This is a genomic window from Pseudacidovorax sp. DMC4 (assembly GCF_056314265.1).
This window is the reverse complement of the sequence record NZ_JBQUYR010000008.1, coordinates 47,000-72,733: the sequence shown is the minus strand read 5'-3', so window position 1 is coordinate 72,733 and position 25,734 is coordinate 47,000. Positions and strand designations below refer to the sequence as shown.

21 protein-coding genes and 1 pseudogene are annotated in these 25,734 nt (G+C 71.2%); 16 read left to right on the top strand and 6 right to left on the bottom strand.

Annotation, left to right across the window (positions count from 1 at the left end):
* Nucleotides 1-26: 26 nt before the first annotated feature.
* Both ACT54X_RS16065 and ACT54X_RS16060 read right to left on the bottom strand, forming a co-directional pair.
* On the bottom strand, nucleotides 27-1,310 hold the full coding sequence (locus ACT54X_RS16065) for an acyl-CoA dehydrogenase family protein (RefSeq protein ID WP_476347466.1): 1,284 nt from the start codon (nucleotides 1,308-1,310) through the stop codon (nucleotides 27-29).
* On the bottom strand, nucleotides 1,307-2,122 hold the full coding sequence (locus ACT54X_RS16060; RefSeq protein WP_476347465.1) for a MetQ/NlpA family ABC transporter substrate-binding protein: 816 nt from the start codon (nucleotides 2,120-2,122) through the stop codon (nucleotides 1,307-1,309). Before ACT54X_RS16060 ends, ACT54X_RS16065 begins: the two co-directional genes overlap by 4 nt.
* 280 nt (nucleotides 2,123-2,402) lie before the next feature.
* On the opposite strand from ACT54X_RS16060, the gene ACT54X_RS16055 reads away from it, so the two are divergent.
* From ACT54X_RS16055 to ACT54X_RS16030, 6 genes and pseudogenes are all read left to right on the top strand, one after another.
* A complete protein-coding gene (locus ACT54X_RS16055) occupies nucleotides 2,403-3,332 on the top strand; it encodes a methionine ABC transporter ATP-binding protein (RefSeq protein WP_476347464.1) in 930 nt (309 codons plus the stop codon).
* Nucleotides 3,325-3,987, top strand: coding sequence for a methionine ABC transporter permease (locus ACT54X_RS16050; protein ID WP_294370892.1), 663 nt, complete (start codon nucleotides 3,325-3,327; stop codon nucleotides 3,985-3,987). Before ACT54X_RS16055 ends, ACT54X_RS16050 begins: the two co-directional genes overlap by 8 nt.
* A gap of 41 nt (nucleotides 3,988-4,028) precedes the next feature.
* Nucleotides 4,029-4,844, top strand: a complete 816-nt coding sequence (locus ACT54X_RS16045; RefSeq protein ID WP_476347463.1) for a MetQ/NlpA family ABC transporter substrate-binding protein — start codon at nucleotides 4,029-4,031, stop codon at nucleotides 4,842-4,844.
* A gap of 151 nt (nucleotides 4,845-4,995) precedes the next feature.
* Nucleotides 4,996-5,928: an ABC transporter substrate-binding protein gene (locus ACT54X_RS16040; RefSeq protein ID WP_294370889.1), complete on the top strand. Its 933-nt coding sequence runs from the start codon at nucleotides 4,996-4,998 to the stop codon at nucleotides 5,926-5,928.
* 44 nt (nucleotides 5,929-5,972) lie between these two features.
* The gene (locus ACT54X_RS16035; protein WP_476347462.1) at nucleotides 5,973-7,559 is read left to right on the top strand and encodes an amino acid ABC transporter permease/ATP-binding protein; all 1,587 of its coding nucleotides are present in this window, start codon (nucleotides 5,973-5,975) and stop codon (nucleotides 7,557-7,559) included.
* Between the two features lie 36 nt (nucleotides 7,560-7,595).
* Nucleotides 7,596-8,831: pseudogene (locus ACT54X_RS16030) on the top strand (acetamidase/formamidase family protein); the annotation flags it as partial.
* 28 nt (nucleotides 8,832-8,859) lie between these two features.
* On the opposite strand, the gene ACT54X_RS16025 reads toward ACT54X_RS16030, so the two are convergent.
* On the bottom strand, nucleotides 8,860-11,250 hold the full coding sequence (locus ACT54X_RS16025; RefSeq protein WP_476347461.1) for an acetamidase/formamidase family protein: 2,391 nt from the start codon (nucleotides 11,248-11,250) through the stop codon (nucleotides 8,860-8,862).
* 132 nt (nucleotides 11,251-11,382) lie between these two features.
* Between ACT54X_RS16025 and ACT54X_RS16020 the strand changes: the two genes are divergently transcribed.
* Nucleotides 11,383-11,772: a RidA family protein gene (locus ACT54X_RS16020; RefSeq protein WP_295381474.1), complete on the top strand. Its 390-nt coding sequence runs from the start codon at nucleotides 11,383-11,385 to the stop codon at nucleotides 11,770-11,772.
* 323 nt (nucleotides 11,773-12,095) lie between these two features.
* Nucleotides 12,096-12,323 (top strand): DUF1289 domain-containing protein, encoded by a 228-nt coding sequence (locus ACT54X_RS16015; RefSeq protein WP_255697487.1) that lies wholly within the window; start codon nucleotides 12,096-12,098, stop codon nucleotides 12,321-12,323.
* Between the two features lie 37 nt (nucleotides 12,324-12,360).
* On the opposite strand, the gene ACT54X_RS16010 is transcribed toward ACT54X_RS16015, so the two are convergent.
* The gene (locus ACT54X_RS16010) at nucleotides 12,361-13,248 is read right to left on the bottom strand and encodes a LysR family transcriptional regulator (protein ID WP_476347460.1); all 888 of its coding nucleotides are present in this window, start codon (nucleotides 13,246-13,248) and stop codon (nucleotides 12,361-12,363) included.
* A gap of 92 nt (nucleotides 13,249-13,340) precedes the next feature.
* Here ACT54X_RS16010 and ACT54X_RS16005 point away from each other — a divergent pair, with 92 nt between their 5' ends.
* From ACT54X_RS16005 to pcaDC, 3 genes are read left to right on the top strand one after another with little or no spacing between them, the layout of a single operon-like run.
* Nucleotides 13,341-14,321: a Bug family tripartite tricarboxylate transporter substrate binding protein gene (locus ACT54X_RS16005; RefSeq protein WP_294370866.1), complete on the top strand. Its 981-nt coding sequence runs from the start codon at nucleotides 13,341-13,343 to the stop codon at nucleotides 14,319-14,321.
* A 28-nt stretch (nucleotides 14,322-14,349) separates the two neighbouring features.
* Entirely contained in the window at nucleotides 14,350-15,747 is a 1,398-nt protein-coding gene (locus ACT54X_RS16000) for a lyase family protein (protein WP_476347459.1), read from the top strand.
* A 22-nt stretch (nucleotides 15,748-15,769) separates the two neighbouring features.
* Entirely contained in the window at nucleotides 15,770-16,966 is a 1,197-nt protein-coding gene (gene pcaDC, locus ACT54X_RS15995) for a bifunctional 3-oxoadipate enol-lactonase/4-carboxymuconolactone decarboxylase PcaDC (RefSeq protein ID WP_476347458.1), read from the top strand.
* A gap of 79 nt (nucleotides 16,967-17,045) precedes the next feature.
* On the opposite strand, the gene ACT54X_RS15990 is transcribed toward pcaDC, so the two are convergent.
* Nucleotides 17,046-18,062: a CysB family HTH-type transcriptional regulator gene (locus tag ACT54X_RS15990; protein WP_476347457.1), complete on the bottom strand. Its 1,017-nt coding sequence runs from the start codon at nucleotides 18,060-18,062 to the stop codon at nucleotides 17,046-17,048.
* A 284-nt stretch (nucleotides 18,063-18,346) separates the two neighbouring features.
* Here ACT54X_RS15990 and ACT54X_RS15985 point away from each other — a divergent pair, with 284 nt between their 5' ends.
* The 5 genes from ACT54X_RS15985 (at nucleotide 18,347) to ACT54X_RS15965 (ending at nucleotide 23,398) form a co-directional block, all read left to right on the top strand.
* Entirely contained in the window at nucleotides 18,347-18,781 is a 435-nt protein-coding gene (locus tag ACT54X_RS15985) for a hypothetical protein (protein ID WP_294370856.1), read from the top strand.
* A gap of 197 nt (nucleotides 18,782-18,978) precedes the next feature.
* Entirely contained in the window at nucleotides 18,979-19,653 is a 675-nt protein-coding gene (locus ACT54X_RS15980) for a CHASE3 domain-containing protein (protein WP_294370854.1), read from the top strand.
* A 10-nt stretch (nucleotides 19,654-19,663) separates the two neighbouring features.
* A complete protein-coding gene (locus ACT54X_RS15975) occupies nucleotides 19,664-20,914 on the top strand; it encodes an arsenic transporter (RefSeq protein WP_476347646.1) in 1,251 nt (416 codons plus the stop codon).
* A 22-nt stretch (nucleotides 20,915-20,936) separates the two neighbouring features.
* Nucleotides 20,937-22,265: an MFS transporter gene (locus tag ACT54X_RS15970; protein ID WP_476347456.1), complete on the top strand. Its 1,329-nt coding sequence runs from the start codon at nucleotides 20,937-20,939 to the stop codon at nucleotides 22,263-22,265.
* Nucleotides 22,262-23,398, top strand: a complete 1,137-nt coding sequence (locus tag ACT54X_RS15965; protein ID WP_294370846.1) for a metallophosphoesterase family protein — start codon at nucleotides 22,262-22,264, stop codon at nucleotides 23,396-23,398. The genes ACT54X_RS15970 and ACT54X_RS15965 overlap by 4 nt, the downstream gene beginning before the upstream one ends.
* A gap of 284 nt (nucleotides 23,399-23,682) precedes the next feature.
* On the opposite strand, the gene ACT54X_RS15960 is transcribed toward ACT54X_RS15965, so the two are convergent.
* Nucleotides 23,683-25,728, bottom strand: a complete 2,046-nt coding sequence (locus tag ACT54X_RS15960) for an acid phosphatase (protein WP_476347455.1) — start codon at nucleotides 25,726-25,728, stop codon at nucleotides 23,683-23,685.
* Nucleotides 25,729-25,734: the final 6 nt, after the last annotated feature.

Sequence of the window (25,734 nt, the reverse complement as noted above, 5' to 3'; positions counted from 1 at the left end):
TCCGGCGTGGGCTGTGCGGCGGGCGCTCATGGCGATGGGGCCGCGAAGACGGCCGTGGGCGTGGCCGGCGTGGACAGGGGCACGGCGCCCCCCAGCAGCCAGCGGCCCAGGGCGCGCTGGCGTGCGTCGGTGCGCTGAGGCAGGCGCAGCGTGCGCGTGTCGCGCCAGAAGCGGTCGTAGCCATTGGCTACCGTGGCCGAGCGTGCGCCCATCAGCTCGAAGATGCCGCTGCCGGCGGCGTCGGCCGCCTCGGCGGCTTCCAGGTGGGCGGTGGCGATCTGCACGGCCAGCGCATCGCGGGCGGCGGCATTCAGGTCGTCCCCGGCCGCCCGGGCCAGGTCGAAGTCCCGGGCTGCGCGCTCGGCCAGCTCGGTGGCGGCCTGCACGCGCAGCGCGAGTTCGCCGTAGCGGCGCTGGATCCACGGATCGTCCTCGTGGCGCTCGACGCCGGAATGGATCCAGGGCCGCGAGGCGGTGAGGGTGTAGGCGCGGCCTTCGTCCAGCGCACCCCAGGCGCTGCCGATGAAGACCTCCAGCTGGGCGGCCTGCTGCAGCAGGGCCGGCAGGTCGGCGCGCGGCGAGGTGGGACGGACCGCGGGGCCGAGCAGTTCGGGCTCGCCCAACTGCACGGCCGACAGGGGCAGCGTGCCGCCGCCGGCCTGGCGCAGGCCGAAGCCATCGTCCAGCAGGGCTTCGCCAACGCCGGGATGGTCCAGCCGCAGGCTGGCCGTCACGCGCGATCCGCGCACGTCGGGCCAGCTCAGCAGCAGGCGATCGGCGGCATGCAGGCCGGCCGTGGCATGCAACTGGCCGTCGAGCAGCCAGCCCGCGCCGATGCGCCGGGCGCCCAGCGTGGGCAGGTCGGTGTCCAGCGGATGCGTCCACAGCCAGCGCTGCCGGGCCGTGGCGTTCAGCAGGGACTGGGCCTGTGCACTGCCGTGCACCGCCAGGCCCAGCACGGCCGCGATGTGATGGCCCAACAGCAAGGCGACCGAGGCATCGGTGCGGGCCAGCTCGCGCACGGCGCGCAGCAGGCTGGACACCGCGGCGCCCCCGCCGCCCTGATGCACGGGCACCAGGGCCGGCAGCAGGCCGCTGCCCTTGAGCAGTGCCTGCGCGGCCACGGGCCGGCCGCCGGCCCGGTCGCGCATGGGCGCGTCCGCCTGCAGCGCCTGTCGCAACCCATGGGCGCGGGCCTGCCAGGTGTCGGCGGTGGGCCCGTCGAAGAAGGCTTGCGTGCTCATGGTCACTGCCTGGGCGCTGGCGCTCGACGAACGGGTCGGGGCTTCGTCTTCGGTGCGGGCGGTCATTGGGCCGCGGTGAAGTAGTCGGGCAGCCGGTAGCCGGCCCACACCGGGTTGGCGCGGAAGAAGCGCTGGAACTCGACCGAGCGGTAGGCCTCGGCGATGTCGCGGGCGAAGGCCGCGTTCTCGTTGCCGCGCTTCACGGCGACCACGTTCACGTAGGGCAGCGTCATGTCTTCGAGCTTGAGCGCCTCGGTGAGCTTCAACCCCGAGGCGACGGCGAAGTTGCCCTGCACGGCCGCCAGGTCGGCATCGGCCAGCGAGCGCGGCGCCTGCGCGGCGTCCAGCGGCACCAGCTTGAGCCGCTTGGGATTGGCGACGACGTCGCGCTCGGAGACGCTGATCGGGTCCACGCCCGGCTTGAGCTGCACCCAGCCGAGCGCCGCCAGGATGTTGAGCGCGCGCGCCGCATTGACCGGATCGGCCGGCAGCGTGACGGTCGCGCCGTCGGGCACATCGGTCAGCTTCCTGTGCTTCTGCGAATACAGCCCCATGGGCGGGGTCGGCACATGCACCACCGGCACCAGGTCGAAGCCCTGGCTCTTGTTGGTGGCCTGCAGGTAGAGGGTGTGCTGGAAGATGTTGGCGTCGATCTGGCCGCGCTGCACCGCGTCGTTGGGCTGCACGCCCTGGCTGAACTCGACGTAGCGGATCTGGTAGCCCTTCTTTTCGAGCTGGGGCGCAATGCCCTTGGTGAAGGCGTCGCGGTAGGGGCCGGGCATGAAGCCCACGGCCAGTTCGGCCGCGTGCGTCGCGAAGGCCGCGAGGCCGAGGAGCGAGAGCGCCGCAAGGCGGCGGGGACGGAGGGGAAAGGACATGGCGCGAATCGTCGGGAATGCGGCCTGGAGGAGCCTGGGAGGCGCACTGTGCGTCGACGGCCGTCCGGCATGAACGAAGCATTCCGCCATTGCTTAGCCGGGCGGCGCATAACGGCGCTGCGTTGAGCGGCGTGGCGTGCGGTGGCGCGCCAAAGACGTTTTCCGCATGAGCAACGCCGGATTCATTCGTTTGTTCTGGAACCGCGCCGGCCCACAGTCGGGGCCTTCGCCATGCCGTGCCATGCGGTGCCTCGCCGCGTCGGCCCTTCCTGCCAGCCCCATGAGCCTTGTCCCCCACAACGTCGCCACCGACGAGCCTTTGATCCGGCTCGACGGCGTGCACAAGCAATTCGCCCTGCCCGACGGCCGGCGCTTCACCGCCGTGCAGCCGCTGCAGCTGGCCATCGGCCGCGGCGAGGTCTTCGGCCTGATCGGCAAGAGCGGCGCCGGCAAGTCCACGCTGCTGCGCCTCATCAACCTGCTGGAGCGGCCCGATGGCGGCCGGGTGCTGGTCAACGGCCGCGACCTCACCCGCCTGTCGCGTCGCGAGCTGCGCGAGACCCGCCAGTCCATCGGCATGATCTTCCAGCAGTTCAACCTGCTGCAGAACGCGACGGTGGCCGAGAACGTGGCCTTTCCGCTGCGCATCCACGGCCGCCATTCGCGCGCCGACATCGAGGCGCGGGTGCAGGAATGCCTCGCCCTCGTCGGCCTGGCGGACAAGGCGGGCGCCTATCCGGCGCAGCTCTCGGGCGGCCAGAAGCAGCGCGTGGCCATCGCCCGCGCCCTGGCGCCGCGGCCCGACGTGCTGCTGTGCGACGAGCCCACTTCGGCGCTCGACGCCGAGACCACGCGCGCCCTGCTGCACACCCTGCGCGAGATCAACGCGCGCCTGGGCGTGACCATCGTCATCGTCACGCACGAACTGCCGGTGGTGCAGCAACTGTGCCGCCGCGTCGCCGTGCTGGAGCAGGGCGCGCTGGTGGAGCAGTTCGACGTCGACCAGGTCGCGGCCCAGCCGCGCCAGAGCAGCCTGGGCCGCGAGCTGGCCGAGCAAATCGCGCAGCGGCCCTGGTCGCCCCCGGCAGCGGCGTCTCCTGCCGCCGCCGACGCCGCCACAGCCGCTGCGACGGCGTCGGCCGCTCGCCCATCGCCTGCGGCCGACGCTGCCACGGCTTCCCTCTCCACCGCCCGTCTTGCCCATGTCTGAGAACATCGTTGCCATCCTTCCCGAGCTGTGGACCGCCACGCAGCAGACCCTGCTGATGCTGGCCATCGGCCTCGGTGCGGCCATCGTGCTCGGCGGCCCCCTGGGCGTGCTGCTCTTCCTGCTCGGGCCCGGGCAGTCGCTGGACCACCGGCCGTCCTACCTGGTGCTGAGCTGGGTGGTGAACACCGTGCGTTCCTTCCCCTTCATCATCCTGCTGGTGGCGCTGGTGCCATTCACGCGGGTGATCGCGGGCACCTCCATCGGGCCGCTGGCGGCGGCCGTGCCGCTGTCGGTGGCGGCCATTCCCTACTTCGCGCGGCTGGTGGAGCAGAGCATCCGCGAGGTGCCGCGCGGCGTCATCGAGGCAGCCCATGCCATGGGCGCCTCCGAGCTGCAGATCGTGTGGCGGGTGCTGGTGCGCGAGGCCCGCTCGGGCCTGGTGCTGGCCCTCACCGTGCTGGCCGTGAGCTTCCTGTCGTACTCGGCCGTGGCCGGCGTGGTGGGCGGCGGCGGCATCGGCGACCTGGCCATCCGCTACGGCTACTACCGCTTCCAGACCGACGTGATGCTGCTGACCGTGGCGCTGCTCGTGGTGCTGGTGCAAATCATCCAGTTCGGCGGCAACGCCATCGCGCACCGGCTGGACAAGCGCTGACTGCTTCTCTCCTTTCCTTCCTCTCCCATCGGCTCCTTTCCATGTCCCTGTTCCGTCGTCACGTCGTCCTGGCCAGCCTGGCCGCTTCCCTGGCCCTGCCCGCGTTGGCGCAGCAGCCTGCCGCCGCCAAGAAGGAGCTGGTCATCGGCACCACCGCTGGCTCCAACATCGAGGTGCTGCGCCGGGGCATCCAGCCGCAGCTCGAACAGAAGGGCTACAAGGTCAAGCTGGTCGAGTTCAGCGACTACGTGCAGCCCAACCATGCTTTGGCGCAGGGCTCGCTGGACGCCAACTACTTCCAGCACATCATCTACCTCAAGAACTTCGCCGAGAAGAACAAGCTCGACCTCGCGGACGTGGTTCAGGGCCCCATCGCGCCCCTGGGCCTGTACTCGCGCAAGTTCAAGACCGTGGCCGAGGTGAAGGAGGGCGCCCGCATCGCCGTGCCCAACGACCCCACCAACCTGGCCCGCACCTTCGTCTTCCTGGAGCAGTACGGCCTGGTCAAGACCAAGGCCGGCGTCGATCCGCTCAAGGTGACCGAAAAGGACATCGCCGACAACCCGAAGAAGCTGCGTTTCGTGCCGCTCGAAGCCGCCCAGCTGCCGCGAGCGCTGGACGACACCGACTTCTCGGTCATCAACGGCAACTTCGCCATCTCCTCCGGCCTCAAGCTCACCGACGCGGTGGCGCTGGAGAAGACGCCCGACTACTACCTGCTGGTGGCGGCCGTGCGCACGCCCGACAAGGGCGCGCCCTGGGTGGCCGACCTGCAGGCGGCCTTCAGGTCGCCGTTCTTCAAGCAGGTGCTGGACCGCGACTTCCCCGGCTACGCGCGCCCGACGGCGCTGCAGTAAGGGTGCCTCGCGCGGGAGGGGCGCGCCACACAAGGACTCGTGCGCTCCCAGACAAGTGCGCACGGGAGGCCGTTCCTAAACTGGTTTGACGCGGCGCAGCAAAGCCGGACATGGTGTCCGGCCGGGCCGCCTCACCAGGAGTTTCCGTCCCATGAACAGCCCCCTCGTCGTCCCGGGCCAGCGCCCGTCCCGCCCTGCCTGGCCGGTGCGTCTGCGCCGGCTGCTGGCCACTGCCCTGGGCACCGTCGCCCTGGCGCTGGGTGCCGCCGGCGCGGCCCATGCCGAGGTCTTTCCCACGCCCGGCGAATGCGCGGCGTTGCAGGCCAAGTACCCGCAGTTCAAGGGCAAGACGCTGGTCAACGCCATCAATCCGCACACGCCCGGCTACGAGACCATCGACCCCAAGAACCCCGAGCGCTACATCGGCTTCGACATCGACCTGGGCGAGACGATCGGTGCCTGCCTGGGCTTCAAGGTGAGCTACAAGCCCGTGACCTTCGCGGCGCTGCTCACCACGCTTCAGTCGGGCCAGGCCGACATCGTCATCTCCGACATCTACGCCACCGAGGAGCGCGCCAAGGCGGCCGACTTCATCACCTATTCCAAGGTGTTCGACGGCGTGTTGGTGGCCAAGGGCAACCCGAAGAAGATCACCGGCATCGACACCTCGCTGTGCGGCACCGTCGCGGCCGAGAACACGGGCTATGTGGAGGTGCCGCTGATCCAGGCCCTGGCCGCCCAGTGCAAGGCCGCGGGCAAGCCCGAGCCGCAGATCCAGCTCTACGACAACAACCAGAACTGCATCCAGGCCATCCTGGCCGGCCGCGCCGACACCTACATCAACGACGTCAACACGGTCGACAGCGCCGTCAAGGCCTATCCCGACAAGCTGGAGAAGGCCCTGGCCGTGACCATTCCGTACTCGGTGGGCATCGCCGTGCCCAAGGGCAAGACCGACTTCCGCGATGCCGTGATGGCCGCGCTGGTGGCGCTGCAGAAGTCCGGCGCGCACGCCGAGATGCTCAAGAAGAACGGCTTGCCGGTCGAGAACCTCGAAGCCCCGCGCCTGGTCCTGGCCAAGTGAGATGACCTGGTCCCGGGCGGCCCCGGCCGCCCGGGAGTGGCCCGATGGACCTGTTTCTTCATTACCTGACGATGCCCTACCTGCTGTGGGGCATCGGATTCACGCTCGCGGCGACGGCCATCGGCCTGGCCGGCGGGGCCCTGATCGGGCTGCTGCTGGCGGCGATGCAGCTCAGCCGGTTCCACCCGCTCGCCGCCTTCGCCCGCGCCTATGCGGTGATCTTCCGCGGCACGCCGCTGATCCTGCAGATGGTGTTCTTCTATGACGCGCTGCCGCACGTGGGCATCCGCATGCCGGGCCTGGTGGCGGCCGGGCTGGCGCTGGCCTTCAACGAGGCCACCTTCATCGCCGAGATGGTGCGCTCGGGCGTGCTCGGCGTGGAGCGCGGCCAGGTGCTGGCCGGGCAGGCGCTGGGCCTGACGCCGCGCATGCTCATGCGCCGCATCATCGCGCCGCAGGCCCTGCGCGCCATGCTGCCGGCCATGGGCAACGAGGCGGTGAGCACGCTCAAGAACTCGTCGCTGGCCTCGGTCATCGCGGTGCAGGAGCTGACGCTGCGCAGCACGCAGCTGGCCTCGTCCACCTTCGACTTCTTCTCCGTCTTCTTCGCCTCGGGCCTGCTGTACCTGGTGCTGACCGGCGGCATCAGCCTCGTGCAGCTGTGCCTGGAGGCCCGCTTCGACCTCGACCGGCAGGCCACGCTGCAGGGCCTGGCGCGCTGGCTTCCCTGGCGGCGCGCGCCGGTGCTGGCGGCCACGCCGGCCCCGGAGCTGTCAGTCGGGCATGACGATGAGAGTCCGCGCACGACCACCGGCGCCTCGGACGCCGCCCGTGCCGAGCGCGCGGCCGTGCTGGCCCAGGCGCCGACCGTGGTCCGCGTCAGCGGGCTCACCAAGACCTACGGCGGCCAGACGGTGCTGGCGGACCTGGCGCTCGATGTCGCCGTGGGCGAGGTGGTGGCCCTGCTCGGGCCCAGCGGCTCGGGCAAGAGCACGCTGCTGCGCTGCATCAGCCACCTGGAGGACTGGGACGCCGGCCACATCGTGGTCGACGGCCAGCGCCTGGGCTACCAGGCCGGCGGCGAGCGCATGAGCCCGGCCGACCTGGCGCGCGAGCGGGCGCGGGTGGGCGTGGGCATGGTGTTCCAGCAGTTCAACCTGTTCGCGCACCTGTCGGCGCTCGAGAACATCGCCGGACCGCTGCGCTGGGTGCATGGCTGGACGGCCGAGCGGGCCGAGCAGCGGGCGCGCGCGCTGCTGGCGCGGGTGGGCCTGTCGCACCGCGCCGATGCGTTGCCGCGGCACCTGTCGGGCGGCCAGCAGCAGCGAGTCGCCATCGCACGGGCCATCGCGCCCGGGCCGCGCGTGCTGCTGATGGATGAGCCCACCTCCGCGCTCGACCCGGCCCTGGTCAACGAGGTGCTGGAGGTGATCCGCACCCTGGCGCAGGACGGCGGGCTGGCGCTGGTCATCTCCACGCACCAGCTGCATTTCGCGGCCGACGTGGCCGACCGCGTGGTCTTCCTGGCGGGCGGCCGTATCGTCGAGAGCGGGCCCGCGCGCGACGTCCTCACCCGGCCGCAGCATCCGCAGACGGCCCGCTTCCTCAACGTGATGGCGGCCGAGCGCTGACCATCGATTCCCATCTTCCCTGCAGAACCGACGATGCATCACCTTCTCCGTGTCTCTCCCCAAACGGTGCACTGGGGTTACTTCAGCAAGGCCGTGGCGCCCGCGCTCACCGTGCGCTCAGGCGACCGGGTCACCATCGAGACGCTGACCCACCATGCCAACGACGACCACGAGCGCATGGTGGCCGGCGACCCGGGCGCCGAATCGGTTTTCGCCTGGACCTGCGAGCACAAGGCCGTGCCGCGCCGCGGCGCTGGGCCCACCACCGGCCCCTTCACCTATGGCGAGGGCGAGGGCGTGGGCGTGCACCTGCTGACCGGGCCGGTGGTGGTGGAAGGCGCCGAGCCGGGCGACGTGCTGGAGGTGCGCATCCTCGACGTGATGCCGCGCCCCAGCTGCAACCATGCCTTCCTGGGCCGCAGCTTCGGCTCCAACGCGGCGGCCTCCTGGGGCTTCCAGTACCGCGACCTGATCGAAGAGCCGAAGCCGCGCGAGGTGATCACCATCTTCGAGCTGGACACCACCGCCGAGCCCACGGCACGCGCCGTCTACAACTACGTGTGGACGCCGCAGACCGACCCCGACGGCGTGGTGCATCCGACCATCGACTATCCCGGCGTGAAGGTCGACCCGGCCACGGTGCGCCGGCGCGAGGACATCCTGCGCAACGTGCAGGTTCCGGCCCGGCTGCACTTCGGCACCATGGGGCTGGCGCCGGCCGAGGCCGACTTCGTCAGCTCCATTCCGCCCAGCTACAGCGGCGGCAACATCGACGACTGGCGCGTGGGCAAGGGCGCGCGCATGTACTACCCCGTGGCCGTGGCCGGCGCCTACTTCTCGGTGGGCGATCCGCATGCGGCGCAGGGCGACAGCGAGCTGGGCGGCACCGCCATCGAATGCTCGCTGACGGGCGAGTTCGAGCTGGTGCTGCACAAGAAGGCCGACCTGCCCGGCACCTTGCTCGAAGGGCTGGACCATCCGCTCCTGGAGACCGACGAGCTGTGGTCGGTGTATGGCTTCACCTATGCCAACTACCTGGCGACGCTGGGCCCCGAGGGCCAGACCACGGTGGCGGAGACCGCCTCGCTCGACCCGGCCATGCGCGATGCCTTCCGCAAGCTGCGGCGCTTCCTGATGACGGTGCACAAGCTCAGCGAGGACGAGGCCATCGCCCTCATGTCCGTGGCGGCCGACTTCGGCGTGACCCAGGTGGTGGACGGCAACTGGGGCGTGCACGGGTCCATCCGCAAGTGCGTCTTCGGGCCGCGCTGAGCGCGCGGCCGGCGACGTGCCGCCAGGGTCAGGCGCGGGAGGAGGCGCCGGTTCGGGCCTTCGCCAGGCGCTCCTCGAACAAGGCCTTGCGGATCACGGCATGCACCCCCCAGTTGCCGTCCACCACCTGGGTGACGCCGAAGTCCACGGCGACCGACATCAGCGAGATGGCCTCGTCCTCCGTCAGCCCCATGGCCGTCATGAGGAAGCGCCGTGTCTTGCGAAAGGCGTCGCGCATGGCCGGGTCCAGCGAGGACTTCTCGTACACCAGGCTGCGCGCCCGGTCGCCGAACTCCTGCAGGTAGTTGGGATGCGAAAAGCCGTGCAGCACCCATTCGTCGGCCGTCTCGACCAGCGGGTAGTCGATGTCGGCATAGGGCTCATCGCGCAGGTCCTTGGCCTTGTGCAGGACGAGCTGGAACACGCCGGTCAGCGAGCATTCGATGGCGGTGCCGCACAGCTCGCTGTCGCCCTGCGACGCATGCGGATCGCCCACCGACAGCAGGCCACCGTCGACCGCCACCCGCAGGTACACCGTGGCGCCCTTGGCGATGCGCCAGTTGTCGAGGTTGCCGCCGAAGGAGGAGGGCGGGATCGAATCCACCAGCCCCGTCTCGGCCGGTGCCAGCGCGATGACGCCGAAGTGCGGCCGCACCGGGATCTTCACGCCCTCCAGCACGCCGTGGTTCTCGACGATGGCACTGCGGTCGATCGGCACGCCGGGGTAGTCGATGGTGGTGTGCAGCACGCCGTGCGGATCGCGCTGCGGCGTCCAGCGGAAGTTGTAGACGGCATGGGCACACATGCGCCCGGGGTGGCAGTCCACCTCGTAGATGGTGATGACCTCGCGCGGCCTGGGCTCCTCGATCAGGTCGTCGTAATGGAAACCCCACCAGGCGGCCGCATTGCTGCCGAAGGCACGGCCTTCGTAGCGCGCATTGGCGGCCAGGCGGGGCGCGAGGTCGAGGATGCGCACCTCCAGCACGTCGCCCGGCTCCGCGCCCTGCACGGCCACGGGGCCGGTGCAGATGTGCACGCCGAAACCCTCGCCGTTGCCGCGGCCGTAGATGGAGGCGTCGGTGGGGCCGGCGCCGCGCCGGTCCACCGCCTTGTGCTCGCGCGTCCAGTGGAAGACGCGCTCGGCGCCCGAGTCGCCCTTGATCATGCGCTCGTGGTCGTCGTACGCATGCTGGGTCAGCGTCTCGATGGTCACGATGTCGCCCGAAGCCACGGTGAGCACCGGCGGGATGGTGCGGCTGAAGTAGCCCCAGTGGATGGTCTCGGGCGTGGCCGGCAGGTGGTGGTGGCGGCCGGTCTGGCCGGCGGCGGCCGAGGGGGCCGGTGCCTGCGCGCTCGCCGCGCCCCCGGGCGCGCCGCGTGGCGCATCGGCCTGCGGCTCGGACCGGCCGCCCGACTCGAAATAGCCCGAGGGCCAGCCGCGCTGGATGCGCTTGCGCAGGCTCTGCTGGCTGGCCTCGTTGGCCTGCTGCCGGTACTGCCGCGGCGACATGCGGTAGCGGTCGCGGAAGGCATGGCTGAAATGGGCCGCGTCGTTGAAGCCCCAGCGGAAGCAGATGTCCGAGATCGACAGGTGGCCGTACTGGCGGTTGGCCAGGTCGGCGCGGCAGCGCTCCAGCCGGCGCTGGCGCAGGTAGGTGGTGAAGGTCAGGCCCTGGCCTTCGAAGAGCTTCTGCACCAGGCGCTCGGAGACGCGCTCCTGGGCGGCCACCGCCGCCAGCGAGAGCGCGGGGTCGCTCAGCGCCCCTTCGATGAACTGGCACACGCGCCGGAACGTTGCGGCCTGCGTGTTGCTGATGCCGGCGGGGGCGTCGCCCGGCCGCGCGGCCATGCGTGCGGCGATGAGCTCGGACAGCGAATGTTCCAGCGGCGCGATGTCGTCGTCGCCCAGGCTGTCGAGAGCGTCCTCCAGCGCGCCGAGGGTGCCGGCCAGCAGGCGGCCCATGCCGCTGCGCCCGGGCAGGTGGCCCAGGGCCGTGCCCTGGCCGCCCCGCAGGCCGGCGGGGAAGGCACGCGCGGGCAGCGAGACGTGGAACTGGCGGAAGTCCGTCTGGAACACCAGCTGCGCCGCGCTGCGCGTGGCGCCCCACACCACATCGCCCGCGGCGAGGGCAAGGGCCGGCTGGCCGTCGCCGGGCTGCAGATGCGCCTCGCCGGCCTGCAGCAGCGCGATCCACACATGGCCCGCGTCGCCGTGCAGCGGCTCCAGCGTCTGCGGCGAGGAGGCCACGCGCGCCAGGCCCACGCCGCGCGCCGTCCGACCCGCTGCCAGCCGGCCGTGCAGCGGCGCGGCCGAGGGCGTCTCGCAGGCGCGAAGCTGGTGCGGCTCGAGTGCGGCACGCCACGCCTGCGGGCGCTGGTGCACCGGGTAGGACTCGGTCGTGAACTGTTCGAGCTGCAACGTCGGGATCCCTGCAAGGCAACGCATGGCTGTCGCAAGACACATGCCACGCACACCGGTGCCCGCCTTCCACCGCGCGGGCATGCCATTCCTTCTCTTCCCTCCATCGACTCACTTTCAGGAGCCTGACCCATGAACCCCATCTTCCACATGATCAGCGGCGCGCCGGACCCGGTCGCACCCTTCAGCCATGCCGTCGAATGCGACGGCTGGGTCTTCGTCACGGGCCAGATGCCCTTCACCGGCACGGACCTGGACAGCGGCTATCCCGAGGGCATCGAGGCCCAGACCCATGCGGTGATGGCCAACCTGAAGACGGTGCTCGAAGGCTGCGGCCTGGGCCTGGCCCACGTGCTGTCGGCCCGCATCTTCCTGACCCACTTCGACGAGGACTATGCGCGCATGAACGAGGCCTACCGCAGCCACTTCCCGCCCGGCCGCCTGCCAGCGCGCACCTGCGTGGGCGTGACCGGGCTGGCCAAGGGCGCGCGGGTCGAGATCGACTTCGTGGCGCGGCGCTGAGGTGGGCCGGCGGCCATGGCCGCTATGGGCGACCCTTGATCTGGCGCAGTGCGTCGGCACACTGCCCGCGCATGATGGCCCCGGTATCTGCCGCATAACCAAGCGCGTTTTCCTTCGTAGGTCTTGACCGCCCGCACGGGTAGATTGCTCTCCAGGGTGCTCTTCGCGCCCGCCGGGGATCTTCGGGGTACTCGCTGGGGAGCGGGCCGCGAATTCGCGGGGCCGACGAAAGTCGGCTGTCTCCTTGGACCCGCCTCGTGCGGGTCTTTTTTTTGCCTGTGTCCGATTGCGCTGCCCGCCGCCCAGTGGCAGCGTGTTCGGCAATGACCATTCTTCTGACGGCGACGCCCTGCATCGGGCAATGCGAACTGAGCCCGGACAAGGCGCGATGCCTGGGATGCGGCCGCCTTCGCTCCGAAATCAAATCCTGGAAGTCCATGGCGCCGGAGCAGCGCCATGACGTGAACATCCGGCTGCTGGTCACCCAGGGCAAGAAGGTGCGCAAGCGCATCCTGCGGGAGGTTGCCAAGTCCGTCGGCAAGCGCCCATGAGCGACCGTGCGGACATGGCGGGTTCGCTCACACCGTCTCAAGGCGCCGGCCGCATGGCTGCGGTGGCGCACTCGCCGAAGTTCAACACGAGCGTCTGGCGCGGCGAGGCACGCAGCCACAGCAGGCCCAGGGCACGACGCGTGCGTGCCTGCGGTAGCGCGATGCGGGCCAGGGTCGGCTCGCGCATGAAGGGCGCGTCGATGTCCGGCCCCATCGACACGCCCAGCCCGCGGGCCACCATCATGGCCACGGCCAGCAGCGAGTTCAGCTCGAAGCGCTCCCTGGGCGCGATGCCGGCATCGCGCAGGAACTGGTCCGCCAGCTTGCCGCCGCCCAGCGTCCGGTCGTAGCGGATCAGCGGCTCTTCCCGCAGCAGCTGCATCGGGTCCTGGCCCGCAAGCGCGGCGGGCGCGAGCAGGACCAGCGCTTCCTCGCGCAGGGGCTGCCAGCAGAAGGTCTTGGCGAGGTCGAAGGCCGGCCGCAGCGTCAGGGCCAGGTCCACCCCGCCTTCGGCCACCATCTCGTACAGCTGGCTCGCCAGCCCCGCGCGGATCGACACCCGGGTTTGCGGATGGCGCTGCGTGAAGGCCTGCAGGATGTCCGGCAGTGCGCTGTGCAGCACGGTGGCCAGGGTGCCGACGCGCAGCTCGTGCTGCAGTGCCTGGCCATGCACCCAGGCGCGCAACTGGCCGGCGTCGCGCACCAGCGCTTCGGCCCGTTCGATGAGCCGGTCGCCCGCCTCGGTGGGGCGCACCGTGCGGCCGGCGCGCAGCAGCAGCGGCGTGCCCAGCTCCCGCTCCAGCACCCGCATCTGCTGCGCCACGGCCGTTGGGCTCAGGTCCAGCTGTCGCGCGGCCTCGGACATGGAGCCCCGGCGCGCGACCAGCAGGAAGGTGTTCAGGAAGGCGGTCTCCATCTCCAACATTATGTGTGGTGTGAAAGTCGCCATATCTGGTTTTTTCTTTGTTCCGAACCGCTCAGACTCGCTCCTTTCCTAGAACGAACCCGGAGACCGCCATGCGCCCCATCCCTTCCTGCACCCGCCGCCAGTGGCTGGCCCTGTCTGCCCTGGCCGCTGCCCCGGCCTGGGCCCAGGAGGGCGGTCGGCCCGTGCGCATCGTGGTGCCCTTCGCGCCCGGTGGCGGCAACGACGTGCTGGCGCGGCAATTGGCCAACGGGTTGAGCTCGACCTTCGGCCGCACCTGGCTGGTCGACAACAAGGCCGGCGCGGGCGGCAACATCGGCACCGAGGCCGTGGTGCGCGCGCCGGCCGACGGCACCACGCTGCTCCTGGGGCACACCGGCACGGTCTCCATCAACCCGGCGCTCTACAAGGGCCTCAAGTTCGACGTGCAGAAGGACCTGGCGCCGGTGGCGATGTTCGCCAGTTCGGCGCTGATGCTGGTGGTGCCCGAGAGCTCGCCGGTGCGCACGGTGCCGCAGCTGGTGGAGGCGATCCGCCAGGCCAACGGGCAGTACGCCTTCGCCTCCAGCGGCTCCGGCACGGGCGGCCATCTCACGGCCGAGATGCTGGCCGACGCCCTGGGCGTGAAGATGAGCCACATCCCGTACAAGGGAACCAGCCCCGCCTTGACCGACCTCGTGGGCGGCCAGGTGCAGATGATGTTCAGCGTGATCCCGCCCGCCCAGACGCTGGTGGCCGGCGGCAAGCTGCGCGCCCTGGCGGTGACCAGCAGCCGGCGCCTGGCCCAGTTGCCCCAGGTGCCCACGCTGGCGGAATCGGGCATCGCGGCGCTGACCGGCTTCGAGAGCACGCTCACCTATGGCCTGCTGGCGCCGCGCGCCACGCCGGCACCGCAGGTGGCGGCGCTGGGCCGGCAGATCCTGCAGGTGGCGGGCACGCCGGCCTTCCAGTCCAAGCTGGGCGTCGAAGGCGCCGAGCCGCTGCTCGGCGACGCCACCCAGTACGCCGCGCGCATCCAGCAGGAGTCGCGCAAGTGGGCCGCCGTGGTCCGCGCCTCGGGCGCGAGCATCTGACGGGTTCCGTCGTCCGCACCGCCTGCCCGTGAACGCCTTCGCCCATGCCCTCCTGCCCGCCGCTGCCCGCGGCCTGTTCGATGACGAGGCGCTGTGCCGCGCCATGCTCGACTTCGAGTCGGCCCTGGCCCGGGCACAGGCCGAGGAGGGCCTGATCCCCACCGACGCGGCCGAAGCCATTGCGGATGCCTGCGCCGGCCTCGTGCTGGACGCGCAGGCGCTGACCGACGCCGCCCGCCACGGCGGTGCCATGGCCGTGCCGCTGGTGGCCATGGTGACGCAGGCGCTGCAGGCGCGCGGCGCGGGCGATGCCGCCCGCCATCTGCACAAGGGTGCGACCACACAGGATGTGGTCGACACCGCCCAGGTGCTGATGACGCGCGCCGCGCTGGCGCCGCTGCTCGCGGCGCTGCAGGAGGCCATCGCGTTGCTGCGGCAGCAGGCGTCGGACCATGCGCGCACGCCCATGCTGGCCCGCACGCTGCTGCAGCCGGCCCAGGTGACCAGCTGGGGCCTCAAGTGCGCCGGCTGGCTGCTGCCGCTGCAGCGCAGCCATGTCCGCTTGCAGGCCCTGGCGGTGCAGGCCCTGGCGCTGCAACTCGGCGGCGCCGTGGGCAACCGCTCGGCCATGGGCGAGGCGGGCGAGCGCGTCGCGGCCCGCATGGCGGCGCTGCTGGGCCTGGCCGCGCCGGCGGGCAGCTGGCACACGCAGCGCGACACCTGGTTGCGCCTGGGCCTGGAGGCCGCGGTGCTGGCGGGCTCGCTGGCCAAGATCGCCAAAGACCTGGCCCTGCTGTCGCAGGCCGAGGTGGACGAGGTGGCCGAGGGACCGGGCCCCGGCGAGGCAGCGCAAGGCTCGGCCCGCGGCGGCTCCAGCGCCATGCCGCACAAGCGCAATCCGGTGGCCTGCATGCAGGCCATCGCGGCCTGCGCGCCCGTGCCCGGCATCGCGGCCACGCTGCTGGCCACCATGGCGCATGCTCATGAACGTGCACTGGGCGAATGGCAGGCCGAGGTCGCCGTGTGGCCCCAGCTGTGGATCCAGGTCTTCGGTGCCACGAGCGCCATCCGCGACGCCCTCGCCGGCCTGCGGGTGGATGCGTCCCGCATGGCCGCCAACATTGGCCGCACGCAGGGCCTGGTGCATTCGGAGTCGCTCACGCAGGCGCTGGCCGAGGCGTTGGGTCCGCAGGCCGCGAGGGCCCGTATCCAGGCGCTGGGGCCACAGGCGGTGGCCACGCAGACGCCCCTGCCAGACCTGCTGTGTGCGGACGCCAGCGTGCTGGCGCTGCCGCCCGGACAGCGTGCGGCCCTGCAGGCGGCGCTGCATGCGGCCTGCGACCTGGAGCGGGCCGTCGAGGCCTCGGCGCGGCAATGCCTGCAATGGCTGCACGAGGACGGCGATGATCCCGAGGACCCATCCTGAACTTCGCACTGCCCCGAACACCATGACGTCCCTGCTTTCCTACACCTTGCACGACGGCGGCAGCGGCCCGCTGCTGGTGCTCAGCCATGCCCTGGGCATGGACCGCGAGGCCTGGGCGCCCCTGCGCGCGCAGCTCGGCCCGCAGGCCCGCATCCTGGCCTTCGACCATCCGGGACATGGCGGCTCGCCGCCGCTGCAGGGCCCCGGCAGCATGGACGCGCTGGTGGAGGCCGCCGCCGCCCTGCTGCGCGAGGTGGCGCGCGAGCCCGTGGTGTGGGTCGGCATCTCGATGGGGGCCATGGTCGGCATGGGGCTGGCCATTCGCCATCCGTCGCTGTTGCGCGGCCTGGTGGTGGCCCACAGCACCGCGCACTATCCCGACGCCGGACGCGCGCTCTGGGATGCCCGCATCGCCACCGTGCGCCGCGAGGGCATGGCCGCCATCGCCGACGCCGTGATGGGCCGCTACTTCCACGCCGACTTCCGGGCGGCCCGGCCCGAGGCCGTGGCGCAGGCCCGTGCCACGCTGCTGGCGACCTCGCCGGCCGGCTATGCGGCCTGCTGCGAGGCGGTGCGCGACGTGGACTGGCGCGATGGGCTGCCGTCCGTGGGCTGTCCGGTGCTGGTGATCGCCGGTGCGCGGGACGAGGGCACGCCGCTGGGCATGTCGCAGGCCATCGCGCAGGCCGTGCCCGGGGCCGAGCTGGCCGTGCTGCCGCAGGCGTCCCACATCGGTGCCGTCGAGCAGCCCGAGTCCTTCGCGCGCCTGCTGCGGGCCTTCGTGCGCGACCGCTGCATGGCACCCGGTACCGGCGAGCCGGCTGCCGAGCAAGCCGACGGCTATGCGCGCGGCCTGCAGCAGCGGCGCCGCGTGCTGGGCGACGACTGGGTGGACCGCTCGCTGGCCGGACGCACCGCCTTCAACACCGAGTTCCAGGAACTGATCACGCGGCATGCGTGGAACGACATCTGGGGCCGTCCGGCCCTGGGCGACCGCACGCGGCGCTTCATGGTGCTGTCGATGATGCTGGGCATCCATGCCTGGGACGAGTTCGCGCTGCATGTGCGCGCAGCGTTGGACGGGCAGGACGACTCACGGCTCACGCCCGACGAGATCAAGGAGGTGATCCTGATGGCCGCGATCTACTGCGGCGTGCCGGCCGCGAACCATGCCATGGGCATCGCGGGCGGCATCCTGCGCGAGCGCGGCCTGGGCTGAGGCCACGGCCGGCGGCGTGCACCCGAGCCGCGCTGGTCTTGTCTGCGGGCCAGGCGTCCTGCGTCTGCCGCGGGGCGGCTCACGCGGCCAGGGGCCAGGGTTGGCGCTGCGCCCCGGAGCCCTCCATGGGGTCTGTGGCGCCATCGTCCGGCGGCACGGCGCCCGCGGGGTCGCCCGCCTCGCCGCGAACGGCCGCCTCCACCACCTCGCGCGTCAGCGTCGGCGAGAACGATTCGATGAAGGCGTACACATAGCGCCGCAGGTAGCTGCCCCGGCGCACGGCCAGCCGCGTGTGGTTGATGCCGAACAGGGCGCCGGCATCCACGGCGCGCAGGCCGGTGTCGCGCTCGGCCTCGAAGGCCACACCGGCCACGATGCCCACGCCCATGCCCAGCTGCACATAGGTCTTGATGACATCCGCATCCATCGCGGCCAGGGCGATGTCGGCCTGCACGCCAGCCTGGGCGAAGGCGTCGTCGATGCGCTGGCGTCCGGTGAAGCCGTTGTCGTAGGTGATGAGCGGATGCTTCGCCAGCGACTGCAGGGTGAGCGGCTCGGCCAGCACCGGATGGCCCGGCGGCGCGATCACCGCATGGGTCCAGCGGTAGCTGGGCAGGGCGGCCAGTTGCGGATAGTCGGCCAGGGCCTCGGTGGCGATGCCCACGTCGGCCTCGCCCTCCAGCAGCATCTGCGCGATCTGCCGCGGCGAGCCCTGGTGGATGTGCAGCCGCACCGACGGGAACTGGCGGCGGAAATCCTGCACCGCCTCGGGCAGCGCATAGCGGGCCTGCGAATGCGTCGCCGCGATGGACAGCAGGCCTTCGTTCTGCGTGGCGAATTCCTCGCCGGCCTTGCGCAGGTTGCCGCTCTCGACCAGCAGCCGTTCGATGATGGGCAGCACATGGCTGCCGGGCTCGGTCAGGCCGGTCAGGCGCTTGCCGACGCGGATGAACAGCTCGATGCCCAGCTCCTGTTCCAGTTCGCGGATCTGCCGGCTCACGCCGGGCTGGGAGGTGTGCAGCACCTGGGCCACCTCGGTGAGGTTGAAGTTGCGGCGCACGGCCTCGCGGACCGAGCGCAGTTGCTGGAAATTCATGGCGGCGGGGCCCTATGGTTGTGTTCTTCACGCTCCTGATGCGGGTCAAGGCGCTGGGCCATCCATTGTGGAAAGAACGGGGCCCGGCACGAACGACCGAATCGTTGGTTCTTCATGAGCCAAACATCTGTGGCCAATGTCACGGCCGTAGGACGTTTGGGCGCCGGCGCAGCAGCCATGCCTCCTAAACTGCCGGCCGCCCGAGGCGAGGGAGCCCGAGGCACGAGGAGTCGGCGCGCCGCCAGGCGTGTCCGGAAGAGTCAAGACAACACACCCCGAGAACCATGAAGAAAGCAGCCCGTCTGCTGGCGCTGGCGGCCACCGTGCCCCTGGCCGCCTGCACCGCGATGACCCACATCACGACCGTCCAGCCCGATGCGCAGGTGAGCATCGCGACCTCCAAGGAGACCACGACCCCGCGCTCCGAGCGCTTCTCCACCACGAGCTTCGGCAACTACGAGTTCAAGGCCGAGGCGCCCGGCAAGGAGCCCTTCTACGGCATCCTGCCGCTCAAGTTCAACGGCGGCTACCTGGCCCTGGACATCCTGTTCTTCGCGCCCGCCACCTTCTTCAACCTGCGCGAGGTCTACCCGTACTACGAGTTCGACCTCGACAATAAGCATGTGCGCTACAAGAAGAATCCCGAGGAGGAATGGAGCATCTTCGTGCCGCTGAAGGCGGACGAGGAGCAGGGTCGTCAGGCGCTGAGCAAGCGCTGATCCTGCAGGGCCGCCCGCGTGCGGCCTGTTCTTCGGCGGCGGGCTGTCCGTTTTATGGACAGCCCGCCGTCTGCCTTTCATGCATCGGCGAGTCTCCCGCGCGGCCAAGTGCTTGATCTGACGTGTCCCCGCCTTTGGCACGCTTCTTGGAGCGACAACGGCGTTCTGCTGTCACACCCCGTCCCAAGCCTCCTGCCATGCGACTTCCCGGCGACCCCGATCTCCGCAGCCTGCTGCGCTCGGCGCCCTTCGTCGCGCTGCTGGTGGTCGCCGGCATCCTGTCCTTTCGCTACCACCAACTGCTGCTGTCGCAACGCGCCTCCATCGAGCACACCTACCAGGTGCTGACCACGCTCGAATCCACGCTCGTTTACGCCATCGATGCCGAGACTGGCCAGCGCGGGTTCATCATCACCGGCGAAGACCGCTACCTCGAACCCTATGACCGCGCCCTGGCGCAGATCGGGCCGCTGGCCAACCGGCTGCGCGCGCTGGTGAGCGACAGCGCCGTGCAGCAGCGGCGCGTGGACCGGCTCGAATACGCCGTGGCCCTGAAGCTGGCCGAGCTGCACGAGACGGTGCAGGCCCGCCGCAACCAGGGCCTGGAGGCCGCCCGCGCCCTCGTGCTGCGCGACGAAGGCAAGCGCACCATGGACGAGGTTCGCGCCGTGGTGGCCGAGATGCGCGTCGCCGAATCCGAGCTGCTCGACCAGCGCAACGCCCAGGCCCACGCCACCGAGCGCTGGCTGCTGGCGATCACGCTGGCCTGCACGGCGCTGTCGGTATTGGCCCGGCTCGGGCTTGCGATGATCGCCCGCTTCCATGTTTCGCGTGCGGCGCTGCCGGCCGCTCCGGCTACCGGCGCCTCTTGAATCCTTCATGCTGTCTTCCCACCTCACCATCTGGGCCATCGCCGCTGCCACCACGGCCGGCGTGCTGATCCGGCCCTTCAAGCTGCCCGAGGCCATCTGGGCCGTGGCCGGCGCGGCCCTCGTCGTCGTGCTCGGACTGCTGCCGGCGCAGCAGGCGCTGGGCGCCGTGGCCAAGGGCAACGACGTCTACCTCTTCCTCATCGGCATGATGCTGCTGTCCGAGACGGCGCGGCGCGAAGGCCTCTTCGACTGGGTGGCCGGGCATGCGGTCAACATGGCGGGCGGCTCGCCGATGCGGCTGTTCACGCTGGTCTACGCCATCGGCGCGGTCATCACCGCCTTCCTCTCCAACGACGCCACGGCCGTGGTGCTGACGCCGGCGGTGTATGCGGCGGCGCGCAAGGCCCGCACACCGGCGCTGCCGTACCTGTTCATCTGCGCCTTCATCGCCAATGCGGCGAGCTTCGTGCTGCCGATTTCCAACCCGGCCAACCTGGTGCTCTATGGCGCGCATGTGCCCTCGCTGTGGCCATGGATCAAGAGCTTCGGCCTGCCCTCGCTGCTGGCCATCGGTGCCACCTACGTCTGCCTGCGCCTGGTCATGCGCAAGGAACTGGCCGGCGGCTGCGAGCCGCGCGTCGAGGTCGAGCCCCTGCATGCCGGCGGCTGGACGGCGCTGGGCGCGCTGGTGGTGACGGCCGTCGTGCTGATGACGGTGTCCTTCAAGGGCATCGACCTGGGCCTGCCCACGGCCATCATGGGCGGGCTGACGGCGGCCGTGGTGCTGGTGCGCGACCGGGCCAACCCGTGGCCGCTGGTCAAGGACATCTCGTGGAGCGTGCTGCCGCTGGTGGCGGGCCTGTTCGTGCTGGTGGAGGCGTTGCGGCAGACGGGCGTGATCGCGGCCCTGGCCCAGTGGCTCACGGCCGGCGTGCATAGCAGTGTCCATGGCGCCGCGGCGGTGGCGGGCACCGTGCTTGCCGTGGGCTCCAATGTCGTCAACAACCTGCCGGCAGGCCTGCTGGCCAGCACGGTGCTGCAGCAGGCCAGGCCGCCGCAGGTGGTGATCGACGCCACGCTGATCGGCGTGGACCTGGGCCCCAATCTGTCGATCACCGGCTCGCTTGCCACCATCCTGTGGCTGGCCGCCATCCGCCGCGAGGGCGACGACGTGGGCTTCTTCCGCTTCCTGAAGGTGGGCGTGGTGGTCATGCCGCCCGCCCTCGTCCTGGCCATCGGGGCGCGGCTCCTGATCGGCTGATTCCCTGGAGGAGACACCCGCCATGCGCACCTTGCCCACCCTCGCGGCTTCCGCGGATGCAGCCGCCGGGGAGTGCCAGGGCGGGGCCAGGCGCCGCGCCAGACGCGCGCTGTGCGCGCTTAACTTCTTCATGGCCGACATGCAGGCAGGCATCGGGCCCTTCCTCGGCGTCTTCCTGCAGCAGCGCGGCTGGCAGCCGGGCGCCATCGGCTCGGTGATGACGGCCGGCGGCGTGGCCGGCATGCTCATGACGGTGCCGGCGGGCGCATTCATCGACCACACGGCGCGCAAGCGCTGGGTGGTGGTGATCACCGGAATCTGCACGGTGCTGGCCTCTTTTCTCATCCTGTGGTCGCAGGCCGGTCTGGTGGTCACCGTGAGCCAGGTGGCCACGGCCATCGCCGGTGCGGCCATCGGCCCGGCGGTGGCCGGCATCACGCTGGGCGTGGTGCGCCAGCGCGGCTTCAATGCGCAGAACGGCCGCAACCAGGCCTGGAACCACGCGGGCAACATGGTGGGCGCGGCGCTGTCGGGCTGGCTGGGCTTCCGCTACGGCATGCCGGCCATCTTCTTCCTGGCGGCGCTGTTCGGTGTCTTCGCCATCGTCTCGGTCCTGGCCATTCCCGAGCGGACCATCGACCACCGCGCCGCGCGCGGTCTTGAAGGACCACACGACGGCAAGGCCGCCGCGGCCGACGACAGCCAGGCCCAGGGCCTGCGCACGCTGCTGCAGAACCGGCCGCTCCTGATCCTGGCCGCGGCGCTGGCCTGCTTCCATCTGGGCAACGGCGCCATGCTGCCGCTGTATGGCCTGGCGGTGGTCGGCGCCGGCAAGGGCAACCCGGCCATGTTCACCGCGCTCACGGTGGTGGTGGCGCAGGCCGTCATGATCGTCACCGCCCTGGCTGCCATGCGCCTGTCGGCCTCGCGAGGCTACTGGCTGGTGATGCTGGTCTCCTTCGCCTCGCTGCCACTGCGCGGCCTGATCGCCGGCAGCGTGATCGACAGCTGGGGCGTGTGGCCCGTGCAGGCGCTCGATGGCATCGGCGCCGGCCTGCAGAGCGTGGCCGTGCCGGGCCTCGTGGCCTGCCTGCTCGACGGCACCGGCCGCGTCAACGTGGGCCAGGGCGCGGTGATGACGGTACAGGGCCTGGGCGCCAGCCTGTCGCCCGCCATCGGCGGCTGGCTGGCCCAGCTCTTCGGCTACCAGGTCGCCTTCTATGTGCTGGGCGGCTTCGCGCTCGCGTCGCTGGCGCTGTGGATCGGCTTCGCCACGATGCTGCGGCCGGCCTGCGCGGGCGTGTGCGAACCGCATGCCGGCCAGCCCGCCTTGGGAGTTGCTTCGTCATGAAAGATTCTTCCGCTCATCCTTCCTCCATCGCTTGGATCCACATCGGCGACCTGCACATGGACGAGGCCGACGGCTGGGCCGCCCGGCCGCGACTGCAGGCCATCGTCGACGAGCTCAACGCCCATGCGCGTGCGGCCGACTTCGTCTACCTGCCCGGCGACAACGCCAACCATGCGACGCCCGCGCAGTACGCCGCCATCACCGAGGCGCTGGGCCCGCTCGCGCTGCCCTGGCGCGTGATCCCGGGCGACCATGACTTCGAGGGCGGCAGCCTGGCCGCCTACGAGGCCGCTTTCGCGCCGGCGCAGCGGCCGGAGCACGAGGTGATCGCCGGCCACCGCTGCATCTTCGTGGACGTGGTCGGCAGCGGCGCGGGCGGCCCGGACTTCCGACTGAACTCGCACCACCGCCACCGCATCGCCCGCCAGCTGGCGCTGGCCGAGGCGGCGGGCGAGGTGCCGCTGGTGTTCATGCACTGCTATCCCGGCGACATGGCCGCCGATGGCGAGGCGCTGGCCCGGCTCTTTGCCGATGCACGTGTGCCCTTCGTCGACACGGGCCACACCCATTACAACGAGCTGCTCAACGACGGGGCGGTGGTCTACGGCGCCACCCGCTCGACAGCGCAGATCGAGGAGGGCGGTGGTACCCCCGGCTTCTCGGTGGTGTGCGTGCACGACGGCGTGCCGAGCTGGCGCTTCCGGCCACTGGGCGCGTGCTGGCCGCATGTGCAGATCGTCGCGCCCTGCGACCTTCGGCTGGTCACGCGGGCCTCGCAGGCCCGGCAGGTGCCGCGGCCGGGCGTGGTGCGCGTGGTGGCCCGACGCTTCGGCGCTGCCGACGCGCCCATGATGGCGGCGCTGGACGATGCCGCCCCGCACCCCATGCGCGCGGGCGCACCGGGCTTCTGGGAGATCGACCTGCCGGTGGACGCGCCGGGCCTGCACCGCATCGATGTGAGCTGTGGCCGCGCGGCGGATTCCGTCGAGGTGCTGGTGCGCGCGTCCGACGGCGTGCCCCGGCGCGGACCGTTGGTCGCGCCGGGCCATGCCTGCCACGCGATCGGTGCCTGGCCGGTGGCCGGCATCGACGGCCTGCAGCTGGGGCCCAATCGCAACGGCGGCGACTGGTAATCGCGGAAAGGCCCACACCCCGCTCTTCATGACGTCGAGTGCCAAGCGCATCGCTTGAAGCCGGTGGCGCGCAGGGCATCAGACTGCCGCGGAGCAGGCCATGCCAGGGCACCCGAGGAACTGGCTTCGCCAGGCCTCTGGGTGCGCGCCCCTCCAAGCCGAAGGCGTCCGAGCGGGGCTGAGGGCCGCGGCTCCGAGCCTGCAAGTGCAGGCTTGGACGTGCCCGAAGAGCAGCCGCCTCTGGCGGCCGCCCGGAGCCGCGAAGCGGCATGGGGGGTGTTGACTCAGATACTGTCGATGCGCACCAGCACGGCGTTGGCGGTGTAGCTCACGCTGACCTTGCCGAAGCCCTGCACCGTCACGTTGCCGAAGCGGCCCTGGCGGCCGGCGGCCTGGATCACGGTGAGCGTGTCGCCCACCTTGGGGCTGTAGCCGCTGGCAAAGCGCACGGCCAGGTCGCCGCCGGCGATCACCGCATTGCCGCCCACCTTCAGCAGGCCGGCGCCGTTCGCGCCCGCCACCACGCTCAGCGTGCCGGCGGTCTGCGTGTAGCGGCCTGCCAGCGTCAGCGGCGAGGCGGCCACGGTGCTCTCCAGCGTGCCGCCCTTGACGAACACGTCGCCCGCCCCCAGCGCGGTGGCCGAGTCGGCGCCCAGCAGGCCTGCGGCCAGCACGGTGCCGCCGGTGTAGCCGTTGTTGCCCGACAGGCGCAGCTGACCCGTGCCCAGCTTGGTCAGCTTGCCCGCGCCGGCGATGTCGTTGCGCCAGCGGTCGATGGCGTTGAAGCCGCCCAGGCTCGTGTCCAGGGTCACGGTCACGTCGCCGTCGAAGCGGCCATAGCCGTCGGCGGCGGCGAAGAGGTTCAGCCGGCCCCAGCCTTCGCCGTCGTTGCCCAGCGGAAAGCCCGAGTCGATGGCCGTGCTCTTGAGCACCACGCGGCGCTGGTCGGCGCTCAGGTAGGGCAGGCGCGTCTCCAGCAGCACCTCGGCGCCCTTCGGCACGGTGGCCAGCTGGCCGGCGGCGCCGGTGCGGTCCAGGCCGTAGGTCAGGCGCTGAAGGTAGGTCTTGCGCCAGGCGGCGCTGTCGCTGAAGCGGTCGAAGTCGGGCTGCGTGCTGTCCTGGGTGCGCGGCGTGTGCGCATAGGTGTTCAGCGCATTGAAGTCGGCGCTGCCACTTTGCGTGCGCAGCCAGGCCTGGGCCTGGTCGTAGGCGGCCTTCTTCACGGCGGGCGTGTAGCTGGCCACGCTGGAGAGGTTGTAGGCCACCACGGCCGTGGCGTGCACGCGGCCGCCCATCACGTCCAGCGGCGAATGCATGCCGGCCAGGATGCGGTTCTCGCCCATTTCCATCGCCCGGGCCACCAGCTCCTGGTAGCGCTGCGGCACCAGGTACGCCATGGCCAGCGTGTCGCGCCAGGCCTCGGCGGTGTGGCCGCTGGGGAAGCCGCCGTCGGTGGCCGGCGTGGTGCTCTTGGCCGACTCGAGCGCGGGCACGACCTTCACGTCGCTGCTCCAGCGCCAGGGGCGGGCGTACTTGTAGAAGCGCTTGGGCGGTTCGGTGGAGCCGGCGGCCAGGCCGTTGATGAAGTCCACCGCCAGGCCCATGTTGGCGTTGCCGCCCGAGGCGCCCACACCCACGTTGTTGCCGCCGTCGTTGACCGCGGGGCTCAGCGCCGTGTTGGGGTCGACGGCCGTGATGGTGGTGGTCTGCTGCGTGCCGGCGCGCCAGGCGCTGGTGAGCGGGCCCATGCCATCGCTCACGCTGTAGCCCTTGCCGCGGCGGTCGTCCATGTACGCAGCCAGGCCCTGGGCCGGGGTGCGCGCCTGGGTGACGGTCTTGACGTAGTTGATGTTGGCGGCATGGACGGCGGCGTTCTTCACCGTGCCGTCGGTGCTGTCGCCGGGGATGCCGCTCCAGGTCGAGGGCGTCACGGCCGGGCAGCCGTTGGCGGCGGCCAGGGTCACGCCCGCATCGACCATGAGCGAACTGGGCGTCCAGATGTCCAGAAAGCCCTGCAGCACGCGCGCGCCGGCATTGGTGGCCAGGGTGACGTTGCAGGGGTTGTCGCGCTGGTTGGTGGCGCCGGTGTCGACATAGGCGACCGCGCTGGGGATGGGCGCGGTGTCGGTGCTGCCCAGGCCGGCGGGTTCGGCCGGAACGGTGACGGTCTCGGCGGCGGACGTGCTGCCGTTGCCGGACGACGCGGCGCTCGTGCCGACGGGCGTGAAGCTGACATTGCTGCCGTTGCCCCCGCCGCAGGCCATGAGGGCGGCGGCACTGGCGACGGCGAGGACGAGGGTGCGAAGGCGGAAGACCGGGGCGGGAAGCATGGGAAT

Bases quoted from the DNA above. Each gene is read 5' to 3' on its own strand.
- ACT54X_RS16065 (WP_476347466.1), bottom strand. From the start codon at position 1,310: ATGACCGCCCGCACCGAAGACGAAGCCCCGACCCGTTCGTCGAGCGCC.
- ACT54X_RS16060 (WP_476347465.1), bottom strand. From the start codon at position 2,122: ATGTCCTTTCCCCTCCGTCCCCGCCGCCTTGCGGCGCTCTCGCTCCTC.
- ACT54X_RS16055 (WP_476347464.1), top strand. From the start codon at position 2,403: ATGAGCCTTGTCCCCCACAACGTCGCCACCGACGAGCCTTTGATCCGG.
- ACT54X_RS16050 (WP_294370892.1), top strand. From the start codon at position 3,325: ATGTCTGAGAACATCGTTGCCATCCTTCCCGAGCTGTGGACCGCCACG.
- ACT54X_RS16045 (WP_476347463.1), top strand. From the start codon at position 4,029: ATGTCCCTGTTCCGTCGTCACGTCGTCCTGGCCAGCCTGGCCGCTTCC.
- ACT54X_RS16040 (WP_294370889.1), top strand. From the start codon at position 4,996: ATGAACAGCCCCCTCGTCGTCCCGGGCCAGCGCCCGTCCCGCCCTGCC.
- ACT54X_RS16035 (WP_476347462.1), top strand. From the start codon at position 5,973: ATGGACCTGTTTCTTCATTACCTGACGATGCCCTACCTGCTGTGGGGC.
- ACT54X_RS16020 (WP_295381474.1), top strand. From the start codon at position 11,383: ATGAACCCCATCTTCCACATGATCAGCGGCGCGCCGGACCCGGTCGCA.
- ACT54X_RS16015 (WP_255697487.1), top strand. From the start codon at position 12,096: ATGACCATTCTTCTGACGGCGACGCCCTGCATCGGGCAATGCGAACTG.
- ACT54X_RS16010 (WP_476347460.1), bottom strand. From the start codon at position 13,248: ATGTTGGAGATGGAGACCGCCTTCCTGAACACCTTCCTGCTGGTCGCG.
- ACT54X_RS16005 (WP_294370866.1), top strand. From the start codon at position 13,341: ATGCGCCCCATCCCTTCCTGCACCCGCCGCCAGTGGCTGGCCCTGTCT.
- pcaDC (WP_476347458.1), top strand. From the start codon at position 15,770: ATGACGTCCCTGCTTTCCTACACCTTGCACGACGGCGGCAGCGGCCCG.
- ACT54X_RS15990 (WP_476347457.1), bottom strand. From the start codon at position 18,062: ATGAATTTCCAGCAACTGCGCTCGGTCCGCGAGGCCGTGCGCCGCAAC.
- ACT54X_RS15985 (WP_294370856.1), top strand. From the start codon at position 18,347: ATGAAGAAAGCAGCCCGTCTGCTGGCGCTGGCGGCCACCGTGCCCCTG.
- ACT54X_RS15980 (WP_294370854.1), top strand. From the start codon at position 18,979: ATGCGACTTCCCGGCGACCCCGATCTCCGCAGCCTGCTGCGCTCGGCG.
- ACT54X_RS15970 (WP_476347456.1), top strand. From the start codon at position 20,937: ATGCGCACCTTGCCCACCCTCGCGGCTTCCGCGGATGCAGCCGCCGGG.
- ACT54X_RS15965 (WP_294370846.1), top strand. From the start codon at position 22,262: ATGAAAGATTCTTCCGCTCATCCTTCCTCCATCGCTTGGATCCACATC.
- ACT54X_RS15960 (WP_476347455.1), bottom strand. From the start codon at position 25,728: ATGCTTCCCGCCCCGGTCTTCCGCCTTCGCACCCTCGTCCTCGCCGTC.